At 62.0% G+C, this 16,764-nt stretch carries 28 protein-coding genes; 26 read left to right on the top strand and 2 right to left on the bottom strand.

Annotation, left to right across the window (positions count from 1 at the left end; translation table 11 throughout):
• Positions 1-6 precede the first annotated feature (6 nt).
• Positions 7-672 (top strand): O-methyltransferase, encoded by a 666-nt coding sequence (locus tag ACYG97_RS09800; RefSeq protein WP_023667433.1) that lies wholly within the window; start codon positions 7-9, stop codon positions 670-672.
• Positions 673-718: 46 nt separating this feature from the next.
• On the opposite strand, the gene ACYG97_RS09795 is transcribed toward ACYG97_RS09800, so the two are convergent.
• Entirely contained in the window at positions 719-1,654 is a 936-nt protein-coding gene (locus tag ACYG97_RS09795) for a Gfo/Idh/MocA family protein (protein WP_023734058.1), read from the bottom strand.
• 106 nt (positions 1,655-1,760) lie between these two features.
• Positions 1,761-2,042 carry a hypothetical protein gene (locus ACYG97_RS09790; RefSeq protein ID WP_023686022.1) on the bottom strand — a complete coding sequence of 94 codons (282 nt, stop codon included), beginning with the start codon at positions 2,040-2,042 and terminating at the stop codon, positions 1,761-1,763.
• 494 nt (positions 2,043-2,536) lie between these two features.
• Between ACYG97_RS09790 and rpsL the strand changes: the two genes are divergently transcribed.
• The 25 genes from rpsL to rplO all read left to right on the top strand — a co-directional run bounded on the left by rpsL (position 2,537) and on the right by rplO (position 16,664).
• Positions 2,537-2,908, top strand: a complete 372-nt coding sequence (gene rpsL, locus ACYG97_RS09785) for a 30S ribosomal protein S12 (RefSeq protein ID WP_038646652.1) — start codon at positions 2,537-2,539, stop codon at positions 2,906-2,908.
• Between the two features lie 60 nt (positions 2,909-2,968).
• Positions 2,969-3,439 (top strand): 30S ribosomal protein S7, encoded by a 471-nt coding sequence (rpsG, locus tag ACYG97_RS09780; protein WP_008875664.1) that lies wholly within the window; start codon positions 2,969-2,971, stop codon positions 3,437-3,439.
• A gap of 30 nt (positions 3,440-3,469) precedes the next feature.
• Positions 3,470-5,560, top strand: coding sequence for an elongation factor G (gene fusA, locus ACYG97_RS09775; RefSeq protein ID WP_023667430.1), 2,091 nt, complete (start codon positions 3,470-3,472; stop codon positions 5,558-5,560).
• Positions 5,561-5,625: 65 nt separating this feature from the next.
• Positions 5,626-6,801, top strand: coding sequence for an elongation factor Tu (gene tuf, locus ACYG97_RS09770; protein ID WP_023723394.1), 1,176 nt, complete (start codon positions 5,626-5,628; stop codon positions 6,799-6,801).
• Positions 6,802-6,870: 69 nt separating this feature from the next.
• On the top strand, positions 6,871-7,179 hold the full coding sequence (gene rpsJ / locus ACYG97_RS09765) for a 30S ribosomal protein S10 (RefSeq protein ID WP_010909272.1): 309 nt from the start codon (positions 6,871-6,873) through the stop codon (positions 7,177-7,179).
• 61 nt (positions 7,180-7,240) lie between these two features.
• Positions 7,241-7,969, top strand: coding sequence for a 50S ribosomal protein L3 (rplC, locus tag ACYG97_RS09760; RefSeq protein ID WP_023682606.1), 729 nt, complete (start codon positions 7,241-7,243; stop codon positions 7,967-7,969).
• Entirely contained in the window at positions 7,969-8,589 is a 621-nt protein-coding gene (gene rplD / locus ACYG97_RS09755) for a 50S ribosomal protein L4 (RefSeq protein ID WP_023672750.1), read from the top strand. The genes rplC and rplD overlap by 1 nt, the downstream gene beginning before the upstream one ends.
• A complete protein-coding gene (locus ACYG97_RS09750) occupies positions 8,586-8,879 on the top strand; it encodes a 50S ribosomal protein L23 (RefSeq protein WP_023672751.1) in 294 nt (97 codons plus the stop codon). Before rplD ends, ACYG97_RS09750 begins: the two co-directional genes overlap by 4 nt.
• A 22-nt stretch (positions 8,880-8,901) precedes the next feature.
• On the top strand, positions 8,902-9,735 hold the full coding sequence (rplB, locus tag ACYG97_RS09745; RefSeq protein WP_023706515.1) for a 50S ribosomal protein L2: 834 nt from the start codon (positions 8,902-8,904) through the stop codon (positions 9,733-9,735).
• Positions 9,736-9,751: 16 nt separating this feature from the next.
• Entirely contained in the window at positions 9,752-10,030 is a 279-nt protein-coding gene (gene rpsS, locus ACYG97_RS09740) for a 30S ribosomal protein S19 (protein ID WP_006205463.1), read from the top strand.
• A gap of 2 nt (positions 10,031-10,032) precedes the next feature.
• A complete protein-coding gene (gene rplV, locus ACYG97_RS09735; RefSeq protein ID WP_006205462.1) occupies positions 10,033-10,422 on the top strand; it encodes a 50S ribosomal protein L22 in 390 nt (129 codons plus the stop codon).
• Positions 10,422-11,147, top strand: coding sequence for a 30S ribosomal protein S3 (gene rpsC, locus ACYG97_RS09730; protein WP_023672753.1), 726 nt, complete (start codon positions 10,422-10,424; stop codon positions 11,145-11,147). The genes rplV and rpsC overlap by 1 nt, the downstream gene beginning before the upstream one ends.
• 26 nt (positions 11,148-11,173) lie before the next feature.
• Positions 11,174-11,587 (top strand): 50S ribosomal protein L16, encoded by a 414-nt coding sequence (gene rplP, locus ACYG97_RS09725; protein ID WP_006205460.1) that lies wholly within the window; start codon positions 11,174-11,176, stop codon positions 11,585-11,587.
• Between the two features lie 13 nt (positions 11,588-11,600).
• Positions 11,601-11,801 carry a 50S ribosomal protein L29 gene (rpmC, locus tag ACYG97_RS09720; protein WP_006205459.1) on the top strand — a complete coding sequence of 67 codons (201 nt, stop codon included), beginning with the start codon at positions 11,601-11,603 and terminating at the stop codon, positions 11,799-11,801.
• A gap of 11 nt (positions 11,802-11,812) precedes the next feature.
• Positions 11,813-12,052 (top strand): 30S ribosomal protein S17, encoded by a 240-nt coding sequence (gene rpsQ / locus ACYG97_RS09715; RefSeq protein WP_010909280.1) that lies wholly within the window; start codon positions 11,813-11,815, stop codon positions 12,050-12,052.
• Between the two features lie 72 nt (positions 12,053-12,124).
• Positions 12,125-12,493, top strand: a complete 369-nt coding sequence (rplN, locus tag ACYG97_RS09710) for a 50S ribosomal protein L14 (protein WP_006205457.1) — start codon at positions 12,125-12,127, stop codon at positions 12,491-12,493.
• A 12-nt stretch (positions 12,494-12,505) separates the two neighbouring features.
• Entirely contained in the window at positions 12,506-12,820 is a 315-nt protein-coding gene (rplX, locus tag ACYG97_RS09705; RefSeq protein ID WP_013531428.1) for a 50S ribosomal protein L24, read from the top strand.
• The gene (gene rplE / locus ACYG97_RS09700; protein ID WP_023672755.1) at positions 12,813-13,412 is read left to right on the top strand and encodes a 50S ribosomal protein L5; all 600 of its coding nucleotides are present in this window, start codon (positions 12,813-12,815) and stop codon (positions 13,410-13,412) included. The genes rplX and rplE overlap by 8 nt, the downstream gene beginning before the upstream one ends.
• Positions 13,413-13,439: 27 nt before the next feature.
• Positions 13,440-13,745, top strand: coding sequence for a 30S ribosomal protein S14 (rpsN, locus tag ACYG97_RS09695; protein WP_010909282.1), 306 nt, complete (start codon positions 13,440-13,442; stop codon positions 13,743-13,745).
• 12 nt (positions 13,746-13,757) lie between these two features.
• Positions 13,758-14,156 (top strand): 30S ribosomal protein S8, encoded by a 399-nt coding sequence (gene rpsH / locus ACYG97_RS09690; RefSeq protein WP_006205453.1) that lies wholly within the window; start codon positions 13,758-13,760, stop codon positions 14,154-14,156.
• A 41-nt stretch (positions 14,157-14,197) separates the two neighbouring features.
• On the top strand, positions 14,198-14,731 hold the full coding sequence (gene rplF / locus ACYG97_RS09685) for a 50S ribosomal protein L6 (RefSeq protein ID WP_023682603.1): 534 nt from the start codon (positions 14,198-14,200) through the stop codon (positions 14,729-14,731).
• A gap of 140 nt (positions 14,732-14,871) precedes the next feature.
• Entirely contained in the window at positions 14,872-15,231 is a 360-nt protein-coding gene (gene rplR / locus ACYG97_RS09680) for a 50S ribosomal protein L18 (RefSeq protein WP_023682602.1), read from the top strand.
• Between the two features lie 154 nt (positions 15,232-15,385).
• Complete coding sequence (rpsE, locus tag ACYG97_RS09675) at positions 15,386-15,949, top strand: 30S ribosomal protein S5 (RefSeq protein ID WP_006333394.1); 564 nt, start codon at positions 15,386-15,388, stop codon at positions 15,947-15,949.
• Between the two features lie 24 nt (positions 15,950-15,973).
• On the top strand, positions 15,974-16,171 hold the full coding sequence (rpmD, locus tag ACYG97_RS09670) for a 50S ribosomal protein L30 (RefSeq protein ID WP_006205449.1): 198 nt from the start codon (positions 15,974-15,976) through the stop codon (positions 16,169-16,171).
• Between the two features lie 22 nt (positions 16,172-16,193).
• Entirely contained in the window at positions 16,194-16,664 is a 471-nt protein-coding gene (gene rplO / locus ACYG97_RS09665) for a 50S ribosomal protein L15 (protein ID WP_023672760.1), read from the top strand.
• Positions 16,665-16,764 lie beyond the last annotated feature (100 nt).

Raw genomic sequence — 16,764 nt, 5'->3', positions numbered from 1 at the left:
GAAAACATGAGCAAGAAGGTTTGGACTGACGTCGACGACTACATCGTTTCCTCTCTCTTCGAAGCAGATCCCATCCTCGAAGCGGTGCTTGCGGCCAACCGCGACCAGGGCCTGCCGGCCATCGACGTATCGCCGGCGCAGGGCAAGCTGCTGTCGCTGCTGGTCCGCATCAGCGGCGCCAGGAAGGTGCTGGAGATCGGCACGCTTGGCGGCTACTCGACCATCTGGATGGCAAGGGGATTGCCCGTCGGCGGCAAGATCGTGACGCTCGAACTCGAGCCGCATCATGCAAAAGTCGCGCACTCGAATCTCGAGCGGGCAGGGGTGCCGGACAAGGTCGAGCTCAGGATCGGCCCCGCGCTTCAGTCGCTTGAGACGCTGGCTGCCGAAAATGCCGGTCCGTTCGATCTGATCTTCATCGACGCGGACAAGCCGAACAACCCGAATTATCTGTCATGGGCCATGCGCCTGTCGCGGCCGGGGACGGTCATCATCTGCGACAACGTCATCCGCGACGGCACCGTGCTCAACGACGATGGCCGTGACGCGTATGTCGAAGGCGCACGCGGTGCGTTTTCCTTCATCGGCGGCGACAAGCGCCTGGACGGCACCGCCATCCAGACCGTCGGCGCCAAAGGCTATGACGGGTTTGCGATTGCGATCGTCGAGTAAGGCTGCATGATGAGTGTCCGGACTGCGGTCCGGCAGAACTCATCGCTCAATCGAAGAACGCTTCCACCACATTGCGCTTGCCGAGCATGAAGGCGTCGGCCACGTGCTGCAGGGGTGCCAAATCGACATCGGAGACGCCGGCGGGTACGATTTCAGCGAAGCGCCGGTAAAGCTGGGGATATTCGGCTTCCGGCTCGTCGTGAACCACCTTGCCGTCGATGGCGAGCTTGGTGCCGCCGCCGGACAGCACCATCTTGCCCTTGTCGGTGTCGGCCAGGATGTCCCAGCTCTGTAGTCCCGTCTGCAGCCAGTCGAGCTCCATGGTCACCGGCAACCCATCCGAGGTACGGAAGGTCACGTGGGCCGCCACAGGCGAGGCGCGGTTTTCCGGGAAGTCGAGGACGGCCGAGGTGATGAACATCGCCGGCAGGATGTGGGTTGCGATCGACAGTGCGTTGATGCCGGGATCGAAGACACCGAAGCCGCCCGGCGCCCAGATCCAATCCTGGTTCGGATGCCAGCGGCGGACATCTTCCTTCCAGAGGATGGCGGCCGAGTTGACCTTGGCCGACGCCAGGAAGGCACGCGCGGCTTCCACCGCCGGCGCGTAGCGCGAATGCCAGCTGGCGAACAGTGAGACGCCATTGGCTGCCGCCAGCCGCTTCAGGTCCTCGACCTCACTGACAGTGGCGCCCGGCGGCTTCTCCAGGAAAACATGCTTCTTCGCAATCAGCGCCGTGCGTGCCGCGTCGTAGCGGAACTGCGGCGGCATGCACAGCGACACGGCCTCGAGTTCCGGCACCGCGTCGAGCATCGCCTCAATGGTCGGAAAATTCGGGATGCCGTCCACCTTGCCGTGCCGGCTGGCGGCGGCGATGAGGCGGTAGTCCGCATCCTTGGCCACTGCCGGCAGATGCTGGTCGCGCACGATCTTGCCGACGCCGACGATGCCGAGCTTGATGGGACCATTGTTCGAGGGCATGGGAACTCCGCGGATTCGAATTTGGCTGGTTAAGTCGCTCGGTTCTTAGCAGAGAACCGGTGCCGGGCAAGCCGGCGCGGTGACAGGCGCAAGCAGCCGGCCACGCTCAGAGCGGAACCTCGAACGTAACGATCGACACTTCGCCTTCGAGCGCACCCTGAAAGGCTGACAGATGCGGCTCCTCGTCGGGTTCGCCGTCCATATCGCCGATCTGGTCGAGCTCGACCTCGGCATAGCCTTCGGCCGCAAGCGATTCGAGCACCCGGCGCACGGCCGAATCGTCGTCGGGCGCAACCAGCATCACATGGACGCCTTCCGGCTTGCCGCCCTTCTTTTTCCAGACCCGGCCGGTGACGATGGTGACCGGGCGCTCCTCATTGTCGTTCACGGGCTGATTCCTCTTGAGACGGGGGCGGGCGAGGGCTTTTGGGCTGTCCATGGCGCCTTTTGCCATGAAGAACCCGCGCATGACAGCCAAAAGGCGGTCACTTTCTTGTCTGCCCGGTCACTTTCTTCCTTTGCCTTGCAAAATGAAGAAAGAAAATTACATGCGTTTTTCGCATGGCTGCCAAGCCGTGGTCAGCGCGCAATATTTGGCGCGCCGGGGTTGACGGTTCACGGTCTTGCGAGTAGAAGCCGCCCAGTCAGAACCGATGTGAGGCTCTCCCTTCCGAAGCGACACGCTTTGGAGTTTGCCTCAAACAGGGTTCGTTTTACGAGCGAAAAGACATTTCCGGCGCGCATGAAGCGGTTCCCGCTTCCTCTGCATTTTGTTCGGGCAGGACCGCGAGGCGCGGTTTATGGCCCGAATTTGCGTATGGAATTGGCGCTTTGAGCGGCCCTGACCGGGCGAGACACGGAATTGAGAGACAAGAGGGTTTAATGCCTACCGTCAACCAGCTGATCCGCAAGCCGCGCATTGCGCCGGTGAAGCGCAACAAGGTCCCGGCCATGCAGCAGAACCCGCAGAAGCGGGGCGTCTGCACGCGCGTCTATACAACGACGCCGAAGAAGCCGAACTCGGCACTGCGCAAGGTGGCCAAGATCCGCCTGACCAACGGCTTTGAAGTGATCGGCTACATCCCCGGCGAAGGCCACAACCTTCAGGAACACTCCGTGGTCATGATCCGCGGCGGCCGCGTCAGGGATCTTCCGGGCGTGCGCTACCACATCATCCGCGGCGTGCTCGACACGCAGGGCGTGAAGAACCGCAAGCAGCGCCGTTCGAAGTACGGCGCCAAGCGTCCGAAGTAAGATTTTCCGGCCCTGGCGCTGCTTGAATGCGTCGGGCTACGAGATTGAGAGACAAAAGCCATGTCGCGTCGTCACAGTGCAGAAAAGCGTGAGATCAATCCGGACCCGAAGTTCGGCGATCTGATCGTCACCAAGTTCATGAACGCCGTCATGTATGACGGCAAGAAGTCGGTTGCCGAGACCATCGTCTACGGTGCGCTCGACCAGGTTCAGTCGAAGACCAAGCAGGAGCCGGTCACCGTCTTCCATCAGGCGCTCGACAATGTCGCGCCGCATGTGGAAGTCCGGTCGCGCCGCGTCGGCGGCGCTACCTACCAGGTTCCGGTCGATGTGCGCCCCGAGCGCCGCCAGGCCCTGGCGATCCGCTGGCTGATTGCAGCTGCGCGCAACCGCAACGAGACCACCATGGTCGACCGCCTCTCCGGCGAGCTGATGGACGCGGCCAACAACCGCGGCACCGCCGTGAAGAAGCGTGAAGACACCCACAAGATGGCAGAAGCCAACCGCGCTTTCGCACACTACCGCTGGTAAAGCGCGAACGAGACTGAGAAGGCATCCAAGATGGCCCGCGAATATAAAATCGAAGACTACCGCAATTTCGGTATCATGGCGCATATTGACGCCGGCAAGACGACGACCACCGAGCGCGTCCTCTATTACACGGGCAAGTCGCACAAGATCGGCGAAGTCCACGATGGCGCTGCCACCATGGATTGGATGGAGCAGGAGCAGGAACGCGGCATCACCATCACGTCCGCCGCCACCACGACCTTCTGGAAGGGTCGCAGCGGCAAGATGTACCGCTTCAACATCATCGACACTCCCGGACACGTCGACTTCACCATCGAAGTCGAGCGTTCGCTGCGCGTGCTCGACGGCGCCATTGCGCTGCTCGATGCCAATGCCGGTGTCGAGCCGCAGACGGAAACCGTCTGGCGCCAGGCCGACAAGTATAAAGTTCCGCGCATGATCTTCTGCAACAAGATGGATAAGATCGGCGCCGACTTCTACCGCTCGGTCGAGATGATCGGCTCGCGTCTTGGTGCGCATGCCGTCGTCATGCAGCTGCCGATCGGCGCTGAGACCGAGTTCAAGGGTGTCGTCGATCTCGTCGAGATGAACGCGCTGGTCTGGCGCGACGAGACGCTGGGCGCTGCCTGGGACGTCGTCGAGATCCCGGCCGACCTGCAGGCTCGCGCCGAAGAATACCGCGAGAAGATGATCGAAGCCGCTGTCGAAATGGACGAGACGGCACTCGAGAATTACCTCGAAGGCAAGATGCCGTCGAATGACGAGATCCGCGCGCTGATCCGCAAGGGCACCATCGCGGTCAAGTTCTACCCGATGTTCTGTGGCTCGGCCTTCAAGAACAAGGGCGTGCAGCCGCTGCTCGACGCCGTCGTCGAATATCTGCCGTCGCCGGCCGATGTTCCCGCCATCAAGGGCGTCGACGCCAAGACCGACGCCGAGATCGAGCGTCATGCCGACGACAACGAGCCGCTGTCGATGCTGGCCTTCAAGATCATGAACGACCCGTTCGTCGGTTCGCTGACCTTTGCCCGCATCTATTCGGGCAAGCTGACCAAGGGCATCTCGGTCGATAACACCGTCAAGGGCAAGAAAGAGCGCATCGGCCGCATGCTGCAGATGCATGCGAATTCGCGCGCCGACGTCGAAGAAGCCTTTGCCGGCGACATCGTCGCTCTGGCTGGCCTCAAGGACACGACCACCGGCGACACGCTCAGCGATCCGCTGCACCCGGTCATCCTCGAGCGCATGGAATTCCCCGATCCGGTCATCCAGATCGCCATCGAGCCGAAGACCAAGAACGACCAGGAAAAGATGGGCCTCGCCCTTCACCGCCTGGCCGCCGAGGATCCGTCATTCCGCGTCAAGACCGACGAGGAAAGCGGCCAGACCATCATTTCGGGCATGGGCGAACTTCACCTCGACATCATCGTCGACCGCATGCGCCGCGAGTTCAAGGTCGAGGCCAATGTCGGCGCGCCGCAGGTGGCTTACCGCGAGACCATCACCCGCAGGCACGAGCAGGACTACACCCACAAGAAGCAGACCGGCGGTACCGGTCAGTTCGCTCGCGTCAAGATCGTGTTCGAACCGAACCCGGAAAGCTCGGAGTTCGAGTTCGAGACCAAGATCGTCGGCGGTGCGGTTCCCAAGGAATACATCCCGGGTGTCGAAAAGGGCATCAACAGCGTCATGTCGTCGGGTCCGTTCGCGGGCTTCCCGATGATCGGCGTCAAGGCGACGCTTATCGACGGCGCTTACCACGATGTGGACTCCAGCGTTCTGGCCTTCGAAATCGCCGGCCGCGCCTGCTTCCGTGAAGCCGCACCCAAGCTTGGCGTGCAGCTGCTCGAGCCGATCATGAAGGTCGAAGTCGTGACCCCGGAAGACTATGTCGGCAGCGTCATCGGCGACCTGAACGGCCGTCGCGGCCAGATCCAGGGCCAGGAAGCGCGTGGCGTGGCTGTCGTCATCAACGCGATGGTGCCGCTGGCCAACATGTTCAAGTACGTCGACAACCTGCGCTCGATGAGCCAGGGCCGCGCGGCCTACACGATGCAGTTCGATCACTATGAGCCTGTGCCGACCGCGGTCGCCCAGGAAGTCCAGAAGAAATACGCGTAACCTGAACGGGTTGCATCGGTAACTTAATTCAAGGCCCGTACGGGCGAGCAGATTGGAGACATCACATGGCAAAAGGTAAATTCGAGCGTAACAAGCCTCATGTGAACATTGGCACGATTGGCCACGTCGATCATGGCAAGACGTCGCTGACGGCGGCGATCACGAAGTATTTTGGCGAGTACAAGCGCTACGACCAGATCGATGCGGCGCCCGAAGAGAAGGCCCGCGGCATCACGATTTCGACGGCGCACGTCGAATACGAGACGGCAGCGCGCCACTACGCCCATGTCGACTGCCCCGGCCACGCCGACTATGTGAAGAACATGATCACGGGTGCTGCGCAGATGGACGGCGCGATCCTGGTGGTGTCGGCCGCCGACGGCCCGATGCCGCAGACCCGCGAGCACATCCTGCTTGCCCGTCAGGTCGGCGTGCCGTCGATCGTGGTGTTCCTGAACAAGGTCGACCAGGTCGACGACGCCGAGCTGCTCGAACTGGTCGAGCTCGAGGTTCGCGAGCTTCTGTCGAAGAACGAGTTCCCCGGCGACGACATTCCGATCGTCAAGGGTTCGGCGCTGGCTGCTCTGGAAGACTCCAACAAGACCATCGGCGAAGATGCGATCCGCGAGTTGATGGCTGCGGTCGATGCCTATATCCCGACGCCGGTTCGTCCGCTGGACAAGCCGTTCCTGATGCCGATCGAAGACGTGTTCTCGATCTCGGGCCGTGGCACGGTCGTGACCGGCCGCGTCGAGCGCGGCATCGTCAAGGTCGGCGAGGAACTGGAAATCATCGGCATCCGTCCGACGACCAAGACGACCTGCACGGGCGTCGAGATGTTCCGCAAGCTGCTCGATCAGGGCCAGGCCGGCGACAACATCGGCGCGCTGCTGCGCGGCGTTGATCGTGAAGGCGTCGAGCGCGGCCAGGTTCTGGCCAAGCCCGGTACGGTGAAGCCGCACAAGAAGTTCGTGGCCGAAGCCTACATCCTGACCAAGGACGAAGGTGGCCGTCACACGCCGTTCTTCACCAACTACCGTCCGCAGTTCTACTTCCGCACGACCGACGTGACCGGCATCGTGTCGCTGCCGGAAGGCACGGAAATGGTTATGCCCGGCGACAACATCACGGTCGATGTCGAGCTGATCGTGCCGATCGCCATGGAAGAGAAGCTGCGCTTCGCCATCCGTGAAGGCGGCCGCACCGTCGGTGCCGGCATCGTCGTCACCATCAAAGAGTAATTTGGACTTAAACCGATCTGTCGCGGGCGCAGGATTTGCCCGCGCCGCGCCAGAACAAGGAAGTGACGCATGAACGGACAGAATATCCGCATCCGCCTGAAGGCGTTTGATCACCGCGTGCTTGACGCCTCGACGAAAGAAATCGTGTCGACGGCCAAGCGCACCGGAGCAAACGTCCGCGGCCCCATTCCGCTGCCGACGCGGATCGAAAAGTTCACGGTCAACCGGTCGCCTCACGTCGACAAGAAGAGCCGCGAGCAGTTCGAGATGCGCACGCACAAGCGTCTGCTCGACATCGTCGATCCGACCCCGCAGACGGTCGATGCTTTGATGAAGCTCGATCTGGCCGCCGGTGTCGACGTCGAGATCAAGCTCTAAGGGAATGAGAGCGCGGTAAGGGGCGGTGCCCCTGGCCCGGAACTCTAAAGGAATTGAACCGATGCGTTCAGGTGTGATTGCAAAGAAGGTGGGAATGACCCGCATCTATAATGATGCCGGGGAACATGTTCCCGTCACCGTTCTCCAGATGGAGAACTGCCAGGTCGTGGCTCAGCGCACGCAGGAGAAGAACGGCTATACCGCCGTCCAGCTCGGCGTTGGCCTTGCCAAGGTGAAGAACACGTCGAAGGCGATGCGCGGCCATTTCGCGACCGCTTCCGTCGAGCCGAAGGCGAAGGTCGCCGAGTTCCGCGTCTCCGCCGACAACATGATCGATGTCGGCGCCGAGATCACCGTCGAGCACTTCGTCGCCGGCCAGAAGGTCGATGTGACGGGCACGACGATCGGCAAGGGTTTCCAGGGCGTCATCAAGCGCCATCACATGGGTGGTGGCCGCGCGACGCACGGTAACTCGGTTTCGCACCGTACGCACGGTTCGACCGGCCAGCGTCAGGACCCGGGCAAAGTGTTCAAGGGCAAGCATATGGCTGGCCACATGGGCGACACCCGCGTCACCACACAGAATGTCGAGATCGTTTCGACCGACGCCGACCGCGGCCTGATCCTGATCCGCGGTGCGGTTCCCGGATCGAAGGGCGCCTGGATCCTGGTCCGCGATGCGGCCAAGGTGGCACTGCCGGCCAACGCGCCGAAGCCTGCCGCGATCCGCGCCGTTGCCGCCGAGAGTGGCGCCAAGAACGAGGCTCCGGCCGCAGAGGGAGCAGAATAATGGATCTCAAGATCACAACGCTTGGCGGCAAGGACGCCGGCAAGGTGAAACTCTCCGAGGAGATTTTCGGCCTTGATCCGCGCGAGGACATCCTGCAGCGCGTCGTGCGCTGGCAGCTGGCCAAACGGCAGCAGGGCACGCACAAGGCCAAGGGCCGCGCCGAAATCGCGCGCACCGGCGCCAAGATGTACAAGCAGAAGGGTACGGGCCGCGCCCGTCACCATTCGGCACGCGCTCCGCAGTTCCGCGGCGGCGGCAAGGCCCACGGCCCGGTCGTTCGCAGCCACGAGCACGATCTGCCGAAGAAGGTGCGCGCTCTGGGCTTGCGGCATGCTCTCTCGGCCAAGGCCAAGAGCGCGTCGATCATCATCATCGACGAGCTGAAGCTGACCGAGGCCAAGACGAAGGCGCTGATCGCGAATTTCGCGACGCTGGGCCTGACCAATGCCTTGGTGATTGGCGGTGCCGAGCTTGACCAGAACTTCAAGCTGGCGGCGACCAACATCCCGAACATCGACGTGCTGCCCATCCAGGGCATCAACGTCTACGACATTCTGCGCCGCGGCACGCTGGTCCTTTCGAAGGCCGCCGTCGAGGCTCTCGAGGAGCGCTTTAAATGACCGACCTCCGTCATTACGACGTGATCGTCTCGCCGGCGATCACCGAAAAGTCGACCATGGCTTCCGAGAACAACCAGGTTGTTTTCAACGTCGCCAAGAAGGCGTCGAAGCCGGAAATCAAGGCCGCTGTCGAAGCGCTGTTTGGCGTCAAGGTTACGGCCGTGAACACGCTTGTCCGCAAGGGCAAGATCAAGCGCTTCCGCGGCACGATCGGCCGCCAGAGCGACGTCAAGAAGGCGATCGTGACGCTGGCCGACGGCCAGTCGATCGACGTCGCGACGGGTCTCTGAGCTAGGCCGCGAGGACAGGACAATGGCACTTAAAAAATTCAACCCGGTAACGCCGAGCACCCGCCAGTTGGTCATCGTCGACCGCTCGGGCCTCTACAAGGGCAAGCCCGTCAAGGGCCTGACCGAAGGCCTGACGAAGTCGGGCGGCCGCAACAATCACGGCCGCATCACGGCCCGCTTCATCGGCGGCGGTCACAAGCGTTCGTACCGCATCATCGACTTCAAGCGCCGCAAGTTCGACGTCGTCGGCACGGTCGAGCGCATTGAATACGATCCGAACCGCACCGCCTTCATCGCGCTGATCAAGTATGACGATGGCGAGCTGTCCTACATCATCGCTCCGCAGCGCCTTGCCGCCGGCGACAAGATCGTGGCCGGTGAATCGGTCGACGTGAAGCCGGGCAATGCGATGCCGCTGGCCTCGATGCCGGTCGGCACGATCGTCCACAACATCGAGCTGAAGCCGGGCAAGGGCGCCCAGGTTGCCCGCTCGGCAGGTGGCTACGGCCAGCTGGTCGGTCGCGATCAGGGCATGGCGATCCTGCGCCTCAACTCGGGCGAGCAGCGTGTCGTTCACGGCTCCTGCATGGCCACCGTCGGCGCCGTGTCGAACCCCGACCACGGCAACATCAACGACGGCAAGGCCGGCCGCACGGTCTGGCGCGGCAAGCGCCCGCACAATCGCGGCGTGACCATGAACCCGGTCGACCATCCGCATGGCGGTGGTGAAGGCCGCACCTCCGGTGGCCGTCATCCGGTCAGCCCGTGGGGCAAGCCGACCAAGGGCAAGAAGACGCGGTCCAACAAGGCGACCGACAAGTTCATCCTGCGCTCGCGCCATCAGCGCAAGAGCTAAGAAGAGGTAACGCCAAGTGACTCGTTCTATTTGGAAAGGCCCCTTCATCGACGGCTACCTTCTCAAGAAGGTGGACAAGGTTCGTGAAGGTGGTCGCAATGAGGTGATCAAGATGTGGAGCCGTCGCTCCACCATCCTGCCGCAGTTCGTCGGCTTCACCTTCGGTGTCTATAACGGCCAGAAGCATGTTCCCGTCTCGGTGAACGAGGACATGGTCGGTCACAAGTTCGGTGAATTCGCTCCGACCCGGACCTATTACGGTCACGGCGCGGATAAGAAGGCGAAGAGGAAATAATCATGGGCAAGGCCAAAGCTCCGCGCAGGCTTGCTGACAACGAAGCGCGCGCCGTTCTGCGCACGATCCGTATCAGCCCGCAGAAGCTGAACCTGGTTGCCGCGCTGATCCGCGGCAAGAAGGTCGCGACAGCGCTTTCCGACCTCGAATTCTCGGCCAAGCGGATTTCCGGCACGGTCAAGAAGACGCTGGAATCGGCGATCGCCAACGCGGAAAACAACCACGACCTCGACGTCGATGCGCTGATCGTGGCGGAAGCCTATGTCGGCAAGTCGATCGTCATGAAGCGGTTCCATGCTCGTGGCCGCGGTCGCGCCAGCCGTATCGAGAAGCCGTTCTCGCACCTCACGATCGTCGTTCGTGAAGTCGAAGAAAAAGGGGAGGCCGCATAATGGGTCAGAAAGTCAATCCGATCGGTCTGCGCCTCGGCATCAACCGCACCTGGGATTCGCGCTGGTTCGCGAACACCGGCGAGTACGGCAAGCTGCTGCATGAGGACATCAAGATCCGCAAGTATCTTGAGAAGGAACTCAAGCAGGCTGCGATCTCCAAGGTCGTGATCGAGCGTCCGCACAAGAAGTGCCGCGTCACCATCCATGCGGCGCGTCCGGGTCTGATCATCGGCAAGAAGGGCGCCGACATCGAGAAGCTTCGCAAGAAGCTGATGGAGATGACGAAGTCCGAGACGCACTTGAACATCGTTGAAGTGCGCAAGCCGGAAATCGACGCGACCCTGGTCGCCCAGTCGATCGCCCAGCAGCTCGAGCGTCGTATCGCGTTCCGCCGCGCCATGAAGCGCGCCGTTCAGTCGGCCATGCGCCTGGGCGCCGAAGGCATCCGCATCAACTGCGCCGGCCGTCTCGGCGGCGCCGAGATTGCACGCATGGAATGGTACCGCGAAGGCCGCGTGCCGCTGCATACGCTGCGCGCCGATGTCGACTATGGCACGGCCGAAGCGCATACGGCTTACGGCATCTGCGGCGTCAAGGTCTGGGTGTTCAAGGGCGAAATCCTCGAGCACGATCCGATGGCTTCGGAGCGTCGCGCGACCGAGGGTGATGCTGCGCATGGCGGTGGTGGTGATCGCGAACGCGGTCGTCGTCGCGAAAACGCCTGATTATTTAGGAATTTGGAGTTAGAACGATGCTGCAGCCAAAGCGCACAAAGTTCCGCAAGCAGTTCAAGGGCCGTATCCATGGTACCGCAAAGGGCGGCACCAACCTGGATTTCGGTGGTTTCGGGCTGAAGGCGCTGGAGCCGAACCGCGTCACCGCGCGTGAGATCGAGGCGGCCCGCCGCGCGATCACTCGTGAGATGAAGCGTGCCGGCCGCGTGTGGATCCGTATTTTCCCTGATGTGCCGGTGACGTCGAAGCCGACCGAAGTGCGCATGGGCAAGGGCAAGGGCGCTGTCGATTACTGGGCGGCGCGCGTCAAGCCGGGCCGCATCATGTTCGAGATCGACGGCGTCAACGAAGAAACCGCCCGTGAGGCGCTGCGTCTCGGCGCGGCCAAGCTCTCGGTCAGGACGCGCTTCGTACAGCGCATCGCAGAATAAGGACGGGCTGATCATGAAAGCCGAAGACATCCGGACGAAGACCCAGGACCAGCTGACCGACGATCTGGCCAGCCTGAAGAAGGAGCAGTTCAACCTGCGCTTCCAGAAGGCCACCGGCCAGCTCGAGAAGACCGCGCGCGTGCGGCAGGTTCGCAAGGACATTGCGCGTATCAAGACCATCGCTGCGGAAAAGTCCGCGGCCAAGAAGGCTTAAGGACGAAAATCATGCCAAAGCGCATTCTGCAGGGCACTGTCGTCAGCGACAAGAACGAGAAGACGGTAGTCGTCAAGGTCGAACGGCGCTTCACGCATCCCGTGATGAAGAAGACCGTGCGCATGACCAAGAAGTACAAGGCGCACGACGAGAACAACGCCCACAAGGTCGGCGATCAGGTGTTCATCCAGGAATCGAAGCCGATTTCCAAGGACAAGCGCTGGATCGTCGTGTCTTCGGACCAGGCGTAACAAACCGAATTTTGGACAGACCGGGGAGGGGCTTTGAGCCCGTCCCGTTAGAAGAGAAGAAGGCGGCCAGTCATGATTCAGATGCAAACAAACCTCGACGTCGCGGATAATTCCGGCGCCCGTCGTGTCATGTGCATCAAGGTGCTGGGCGGCTCGAAGCGGAAATACGCTTCCGTAGGCGACATCATCGTGGTGTCGATCAAGGAAGCCATTCCGCGCGGCCGCGTTAAGAAGGGCGATGTGATGAAGGCGGTCGTGGTTCGCACGGCCAAGGACATCCGCCGCCCGGACGGCAGCGTGATCCGTTTCGACAAGAACGCGGCCGTTCTCGTCGACAACAAGAAAGAGCCGATCGGCACGCGTATCTTCGGACCGGTTCCGCGCGAACTCCGCGCCAAGAACCACATGAAGATCATCTCGCTCGCGCCTGAAGTGCTGTAAGGAGCCGGACCAATGCAAAAGATTAGAAAAGGCGACAAGGTCGTCGTGCTGGCCGGCAAGGACAAGGGCCGTTCGGGCGAAGTCCTCTCGGTTCAGCCGAAGGAAGACACCGCGCTGGTGCGCGGCGTCAACATGATCCGTCGTCACCAGAAGCAGTCCCAGTCCCAAGAGGGCGGGATCATCACCAAGGAAGCGCCGATCCAGCTGTCGAACATCGCGCTCGCCGACCCCAAGGATGGCAAGCCGACCCGCGTCGGCTTCATCTTCCAGAAGGACGGCAAGAAGGTGCGCGTCGCCAAGCGCTCGGGAGAAGTCATCAATGGCTAAGGCTCAAACCACGAAGCCCAAGGCTGAAAGCAAACAGTCCAAGGCCCAGAACACGCCGCGCCTCAAGCAGGTCTACAACGAGACCATCCGCAAGGCGCTGCAGGAGCAGTTCGGCTACGAGAACGAGATGCAGGTTCCGCGCATCGACAAGATCGTGCTGAACATGGGCGTCGGCGAAGCGACCGCGGATTCGAAGAAGCCTTCGATCGCGGCCGAAGACCTGGCGATGATCGCCGGCCAGAAGGCCGTCGTCACCCGCGCCCGTAATTCGATCGCCGGCTTCAAGGTCCGCGAGAAGATGCCGATCGGCGCCAAGGTCACGCTGCGCAAGGAACGCATGTACGAGTTCCTCGACCGTCTCGTGAACATCGCACTGCCGCGCGTCCGCGACTTTCGCGGACTGAATCCGAAGAGCTTCGATGGCCGTGGCAACTACGCCATGGGCATCAAGGAACACATCGTGTTCCCGGAGATCAACTACGACAAGGTTGATCAGATCTGGGGCATGGACGTCATCGTTTGTACGACTGCGAAGACGGACGACGAAGCCAGGGCATTGCTCAAGGCCTTCAACTTCCCCTTCCGCCAGTAACGGCAGCGAGAAAAGGAAAAATCTGAAATGGCAAAGACCAGCTCAGTCGAGAAGAACAACAGGCGCCGCAAGCTTGCCGACCAGTACGGTCCCAAGCGCGCAGCGCTCAAGGCGATCATCATGGACCAGTCCAAGCCGATGGAAGAGCGTTTCCGCGCTCAGCTGAAGCTTGCTGCCCTGCCGCGCAACTCGGCCAAGATCCGCATCCGCAACCGCTGCGAAGTTACCGGCCGTCCGCGCGCCTATTATCGCAAGCTCAAAGTATCGCGCATCGCGCTTCGTGATCTCGGCAATAACGGCCAGATCCCGGGCCTGGTCAAGTCGAGCTGGTAAGGAGGACATAACATGTCATTGAGCGATCCTCTCGGCGATATGCTGACCCGCATCCGCAACGCGTATGGCCGTAAGAAGTCGAGCGTTTCGACGCCGGCGTCGCGCCTGCGTACCCGCGTCCTCGACGTGCTGAAGGCTGAAGGCTATATCCGCGACTACAGCCAGACCGACTTCGACAACGGCAAGTCCGAAATCGAAATCGAGCTGAAGTATTTCGACGGTGCTCCGGTCGTGCGCGAAATCGCCCGCGTCTCGAAGCCTGGCCGCCGCGTTTACGTTTCGGCCAAGTCGATCCCGCACGTCGCCAACGGCCTCGGCATCGCCATCCTTTCGACGCCGAAGGGCGTGATGGCCGATCACGAAGCACGCGAACAGAATGTCGGCGGCGAAATCCTCTGCCAGATTTTCTAATTCGGCAGACCTGAAACAAGAGAAGTGACGAGGACAACCAAATGTCTCGTATTGGAAAGAAACCCGTTTCGCTGCCGCAGGGCGTGACCGCGACCGTCAACGGCCAGACCGTGACGGCGAAGGGCCCCAAGGGCGAGCTGAAGTTCGTGGTGAACGACGAAGTGCTGGTCAAGATGGAAGGCAGCGAAATCGCTGTCCAGCCGCGCGACCAGACCAAGACCGCCCGCTCCAAGTGGGGCATGTCGCGCACGCAGATCGTCAACATCCTGCAGGGCGTCAAGGACGGTTTCGAGAAGAAGCTCGAGATCACCGGCGTCGGCTATCGCGCGGCACTTCAGGGCAAGAACCTGCAGCTGGCGCTTGGCTTCAGCCACGACGTCGTTTACGAGACGCCGGCCGGCATCACGATCACTGTGCCGAAGCCGACGGAAATCACCGTGACCGGCATCGACAAGCAGCAGGTCGGCCAGGTTGCCGCCGAGATTCGCGAGTATCGCGGTCCCGAGCCCTACAAGGGCAAGGGTGTCCGCTATGCCGGCGAGAAGATCGTCCGCAAGGAAGGCAAGAAGAAGTAGTAGGCCTGGTCCCGAAAAGTTGCAGACTTTTCGGAAAAGGCCAAGCCAAAGAAGTGCAACGCCGCGGGGAGCGGTCGCGGGAGGCGCTTTCGCCTACCGCACATGGCGGCCCCCGTTTTTTGAAGGCAAGGAAGATTATCATGGCTACCAAGGAATCCATCCAGCGCCGCGCGCAGCGCGTCCGCCGCCAGATCAAGAAGGTCGCCGGCGAACGTCCGCGTCTCTCGGTTCACCGCACGTCGAAGAACATCTACGTGCAGGTCATCGACGACGCGAAGGGCCATACCATCGCGGCTGCATCGACACTCGAGAAGGACCTCAAGGGTTCGCTCAAGACCGGCGCTGACACCGAGGCAGCAGCCGCTGTTGGCAAGCTGATCGCCGAGCGTGCTTCGAAGGCCGGCGTCAAGGAAGTCGTCTTCGACCGCGGCGCCTACATCTATCACGGCCGCGTCAAGGCGCTGGCCGAGGCTGCCCGTGAAGGCGGTCTGAGCTTCTAATTGCCTGATCCCGAACCGAAGGTCAGCGCAGCAAAAAGTTGCAGACTTTTCGGACAAGATCATGCAAGGAAAAATAATTCGCCCCCGGTGACCCAAAGAGGCGCACCGGATCTTATCAGCAACCGTGCTTCCGGAAAAAAACAAGGAACAGGATATGGCACAGGAACGTAGGGATGGCGGCCGCGGCCGCGATCGTGAAGAACGCGATGACGGCATGGTGGACAAGCTCGTCCACATCAACCGTGTCGCCAAGGTCGTCAAGGGCGGCCGTCGCTTCGGTTTTGCAGCACTCGTCGTCGTCGGCGACCAGAAGGGCCGCGTCGGCTTCGGTCACGGCAAGGCGCGCGAAGTGCCGGAAGCGATCCGCAAGGCAACCGAGTCGGCCAAGCGCGACATGATTTTCGTGCCGCTGCGCTCGGGCCGCACGCTGCACCACGACGTCGAAGGACGCTGGGGCGCCGGACGCGTGCTGCTGCGCGCTGCCAAGCAGGGTACCGGCATCATCGCCGGCGGCCCGATGCGCGCTGTCTTCGAGACGCTCGGCATGCATGACGTGGTCGCCAAGTCGATGGGTTCGTCGAACCCCTACAACATGGTTCGCGCCACGTTCGACGCGCTGAAGAGCCAGATGCATCCCAAGGATGTGGCTGCTGCGCGCGGCATCAAATATTCGACCCTTCAGGCCCGCCGCGGCACCGCCGTTGCGGCTGAAGAATAGTCGATCTGACCAGGGATTTTGACCATGGCCAAGAAAGCAACCAAGACCATCACCGTTGAGCAGATCGGTTCGCCGATCCGCCGCCCGAAGGAACAGCGCGCAACGCTGGTCGGCCTCGGCCTCAACAAGATGCACAAGCAGCGCACGCTGGAGGACACTCCCTCGGTGCGCGGCATGATCGCTGCCGTCCAGCATCTCGTCCGCGTCGTGGACGAGGGCTGAGCAAAAGCGCAGGAGAACCCAGATGAAACTCAACGATCTGCGTGACAAGGACGGCGCGACGCACTCCAAGAAGCGTCTCGGCCGTGGCATCGGCTCCGGCTCGGGCAAGACCGGCGGTCGCGGCGTCAAGGGCCAGAAGGCGCGCTCCGGCGTTGCCATCAACGGCTTCGAGGGCGGCCAGATGCCGCTCTATCGGCGCCTGCCGAAGCGTGGCTTCAATAACATCTTCGCCAAGAGCTTTGTCGTCGTGTCGCTGGCTCGTATCCAGACGGCGCTCGATGCCAAGAAGCTCGACGCCAAGGCGACCGTGACGGCCGAGGCACTCGTTGCCGCCGGCGTCATCCGCCGCGTCAAGGACGGCGTGCGCATCCTCTCGGACGGCGAACTCAAGGCAAAGCTTGCCTTCGACGTCGCCGGCGCCTCCAAGGCCGCGATCGAGAAGATCGAAAAGGCCGGCGGTTCGGTCAAGCTGCCGGAAGCGGCAGCGGAGTAACGGCAATTTGAAGCGCGGCCGGCAGGAACGGTATCCGTTTTTGTTCACGATTGCGCTTTGATCCAATCAATTAGGCGGCCGCGTCAACGCGGCCGCTTGC

Source organism: Mesorhizobium sp. W067 (assembly GCF_054719525.1).
This window is presented reverse-complemented; position numbering and strand designations above follow the sequence as displayed.

Bases quoted from the DNA above. Each gene is read 5' to 3' on its own strand.
- ACYG97_RS09800 (WP_023667433.1), top strand. From the start codon at position 7: ATGAGCAAGAAGGTTTGGACTGACGTCGACGACTACATCGTTTCCTCT.
- ACYG97_RS09795 (WP_023734058.1), bottom strand. From the start codon at position 1,654: ATGCCCTCGAACAATGGTCCCATCAAGCTCGGCATCGTCGGCGTCGGC.
- rpsL (WP_038646652.1), top strand. From the start codon at position 2,537: ATGCCTACCGTCAACCAGCTGATCCGCAAGCCGCGCATTGCGCCGGTG.
- rpsG (WP_008875664.1), top strand. From the start codon at position 2,969: ATGTCGCGTCGTCACAGTGCAGAAAAGCGTGAGATCAATCCGGACCCG.
- fusA (WP_023667430.1), top strand. From the start codon at position 3,470: ATGGCCCGCGAATATAAAATCGAAGACTACCGCAATTTCGGTATCATG.
- tuf (WP_023723394.1), top strand. From the start codon at position 5,626: ATGGCAAAAGGTAAATTCGAGCGTAACAAGCCTCATGTGAACATTGGC.
- rpsJ (WP_010909272.1), top strand. From the start codon at position 6,871: ATGAACGGACAGAATATCCGCATCCGCCTGAAGGCGTTTGATCACCGC.
- rplC (WP_023682606.1), top strand. From the start codon at position 7,241: ATGCGTTCAGGTGTGATTGCAAAGAAGGTGGGAATGACCCGCATCTAT.
- rplD (WP_023672750.1), top strand. From the start codon at position 7,969: ATGGATCTCAAGATCACAACGCTTGGCGGCAAGGACGCCGGCAAGGTG.
- ACYG97_RS09750 (WP_023672751.1), top strand. From the start codon at position 8,586: ATGACCGACCTCCGTCATTACGACGTGATCGTCTCGCCGGCGATCACC.
- rplB (WP_023706515.1), top strand. From the start codon at position 8,902: ATGGCACTTAAAAAATTCAACCCGGTAACGCCGAGCACCCGCCAGTTG.
- rplV (WP_006205462.1), top strand. From the start codon at position 10,033: ATGGGCAAGGCCAAAGCTCCGCGCAGGCTTGCTGACAACGAAGCGCGC.
- rpsC (WP_023672753.1), top strand. From the start codon at position 10,422: ATGGGTCAGAAAGTCAATCCGATCGGTCTGCGCCTCGGCATCAACCGC.
- rplP (WP_006205460.1), top strand. From the start codon at position 11,174: ATGCTGCAGCCAAAGCGCACAAAGTTCCGCAAGCAGTTCAAGGGCCGT.
- rpmC (WP_006205459.1), top strand. From the start codon at position 11,601: ATGAAAGCCGAAGACATCCGGACGAAGACCCAGGACCAGCTGACCGAC.
- rpsQ (WP_010909280.1), top strand. From the start codon at position 11,813: ATGCCAAAGCGCATTCTGCAGGGCACTGTCGTCAGCGACAAGAACGAG.
- rplN (WP_006205457.1), top strand. From the start codon at position 12,125: ATGATTCAGATGCAAACAAACCTCGACGTCGCGGATAATTCCGGCGCC.
- rplX (WP_013531428.1), top strand. From the start codon at position 12,506: ATGCAAAAGATTAGAAAAGGCGACAAGGTCGTCGTGCTGGCCGGCAAG.
- rplE (WP_023672755.1), top strand. From the start codon at position 12,813: ATGGCTAAGGCTCAAACCACGAAGCCCAAGGCTGAAAGCAAACAGTCC.
- rpsN (WP_010909282.1), top strand. From the start codon at position 13,440: ATGGCAAAGACCAGCTCAGTCGAGAAGAACAACAGGCGCCGCAAGCTT.
- rpsH (WP_006205453.1), top strand. From the start codon at position 13,758: ATGTCATTGAGCGATCCTCTCGGCGATATGCTGACCCGCATCCGCAAC.
- rplF (WP_023682603.1), top strand. From the start codon at position 14,198: ATGTCTCGTATTGGAAAGAAACCCGTTTCGCTGCCGCAGGGCGTGACC.
- rplR (WP_023682602.1), top strand. From the start codon at position 14,872: ATGGCTACCAAGGAATCCATCCAGCGCCGCGCGCAGCGCGTCCGCCGC.
- rpsE (WP_006333394.1), top strand. From the start codon at position 15,386: ATGGCACAGGAACGTAGGGATGGCGGCCGCGGCCGCGATCGTGAAGAA.
- rpmD (WP_006205449.1), top strand. From the start codon at position 15,974: ATGGCCAAGAAAGCAACCAAGACCATCACCGTTGAGCAGATCGGTTCG.
- rplO (WP_023672760.1), top strand. From the start codon at position 16,194: ATGAAACTCAACGATCTGCGTGACAAGGACGGCGCGACGCACTCCAAG.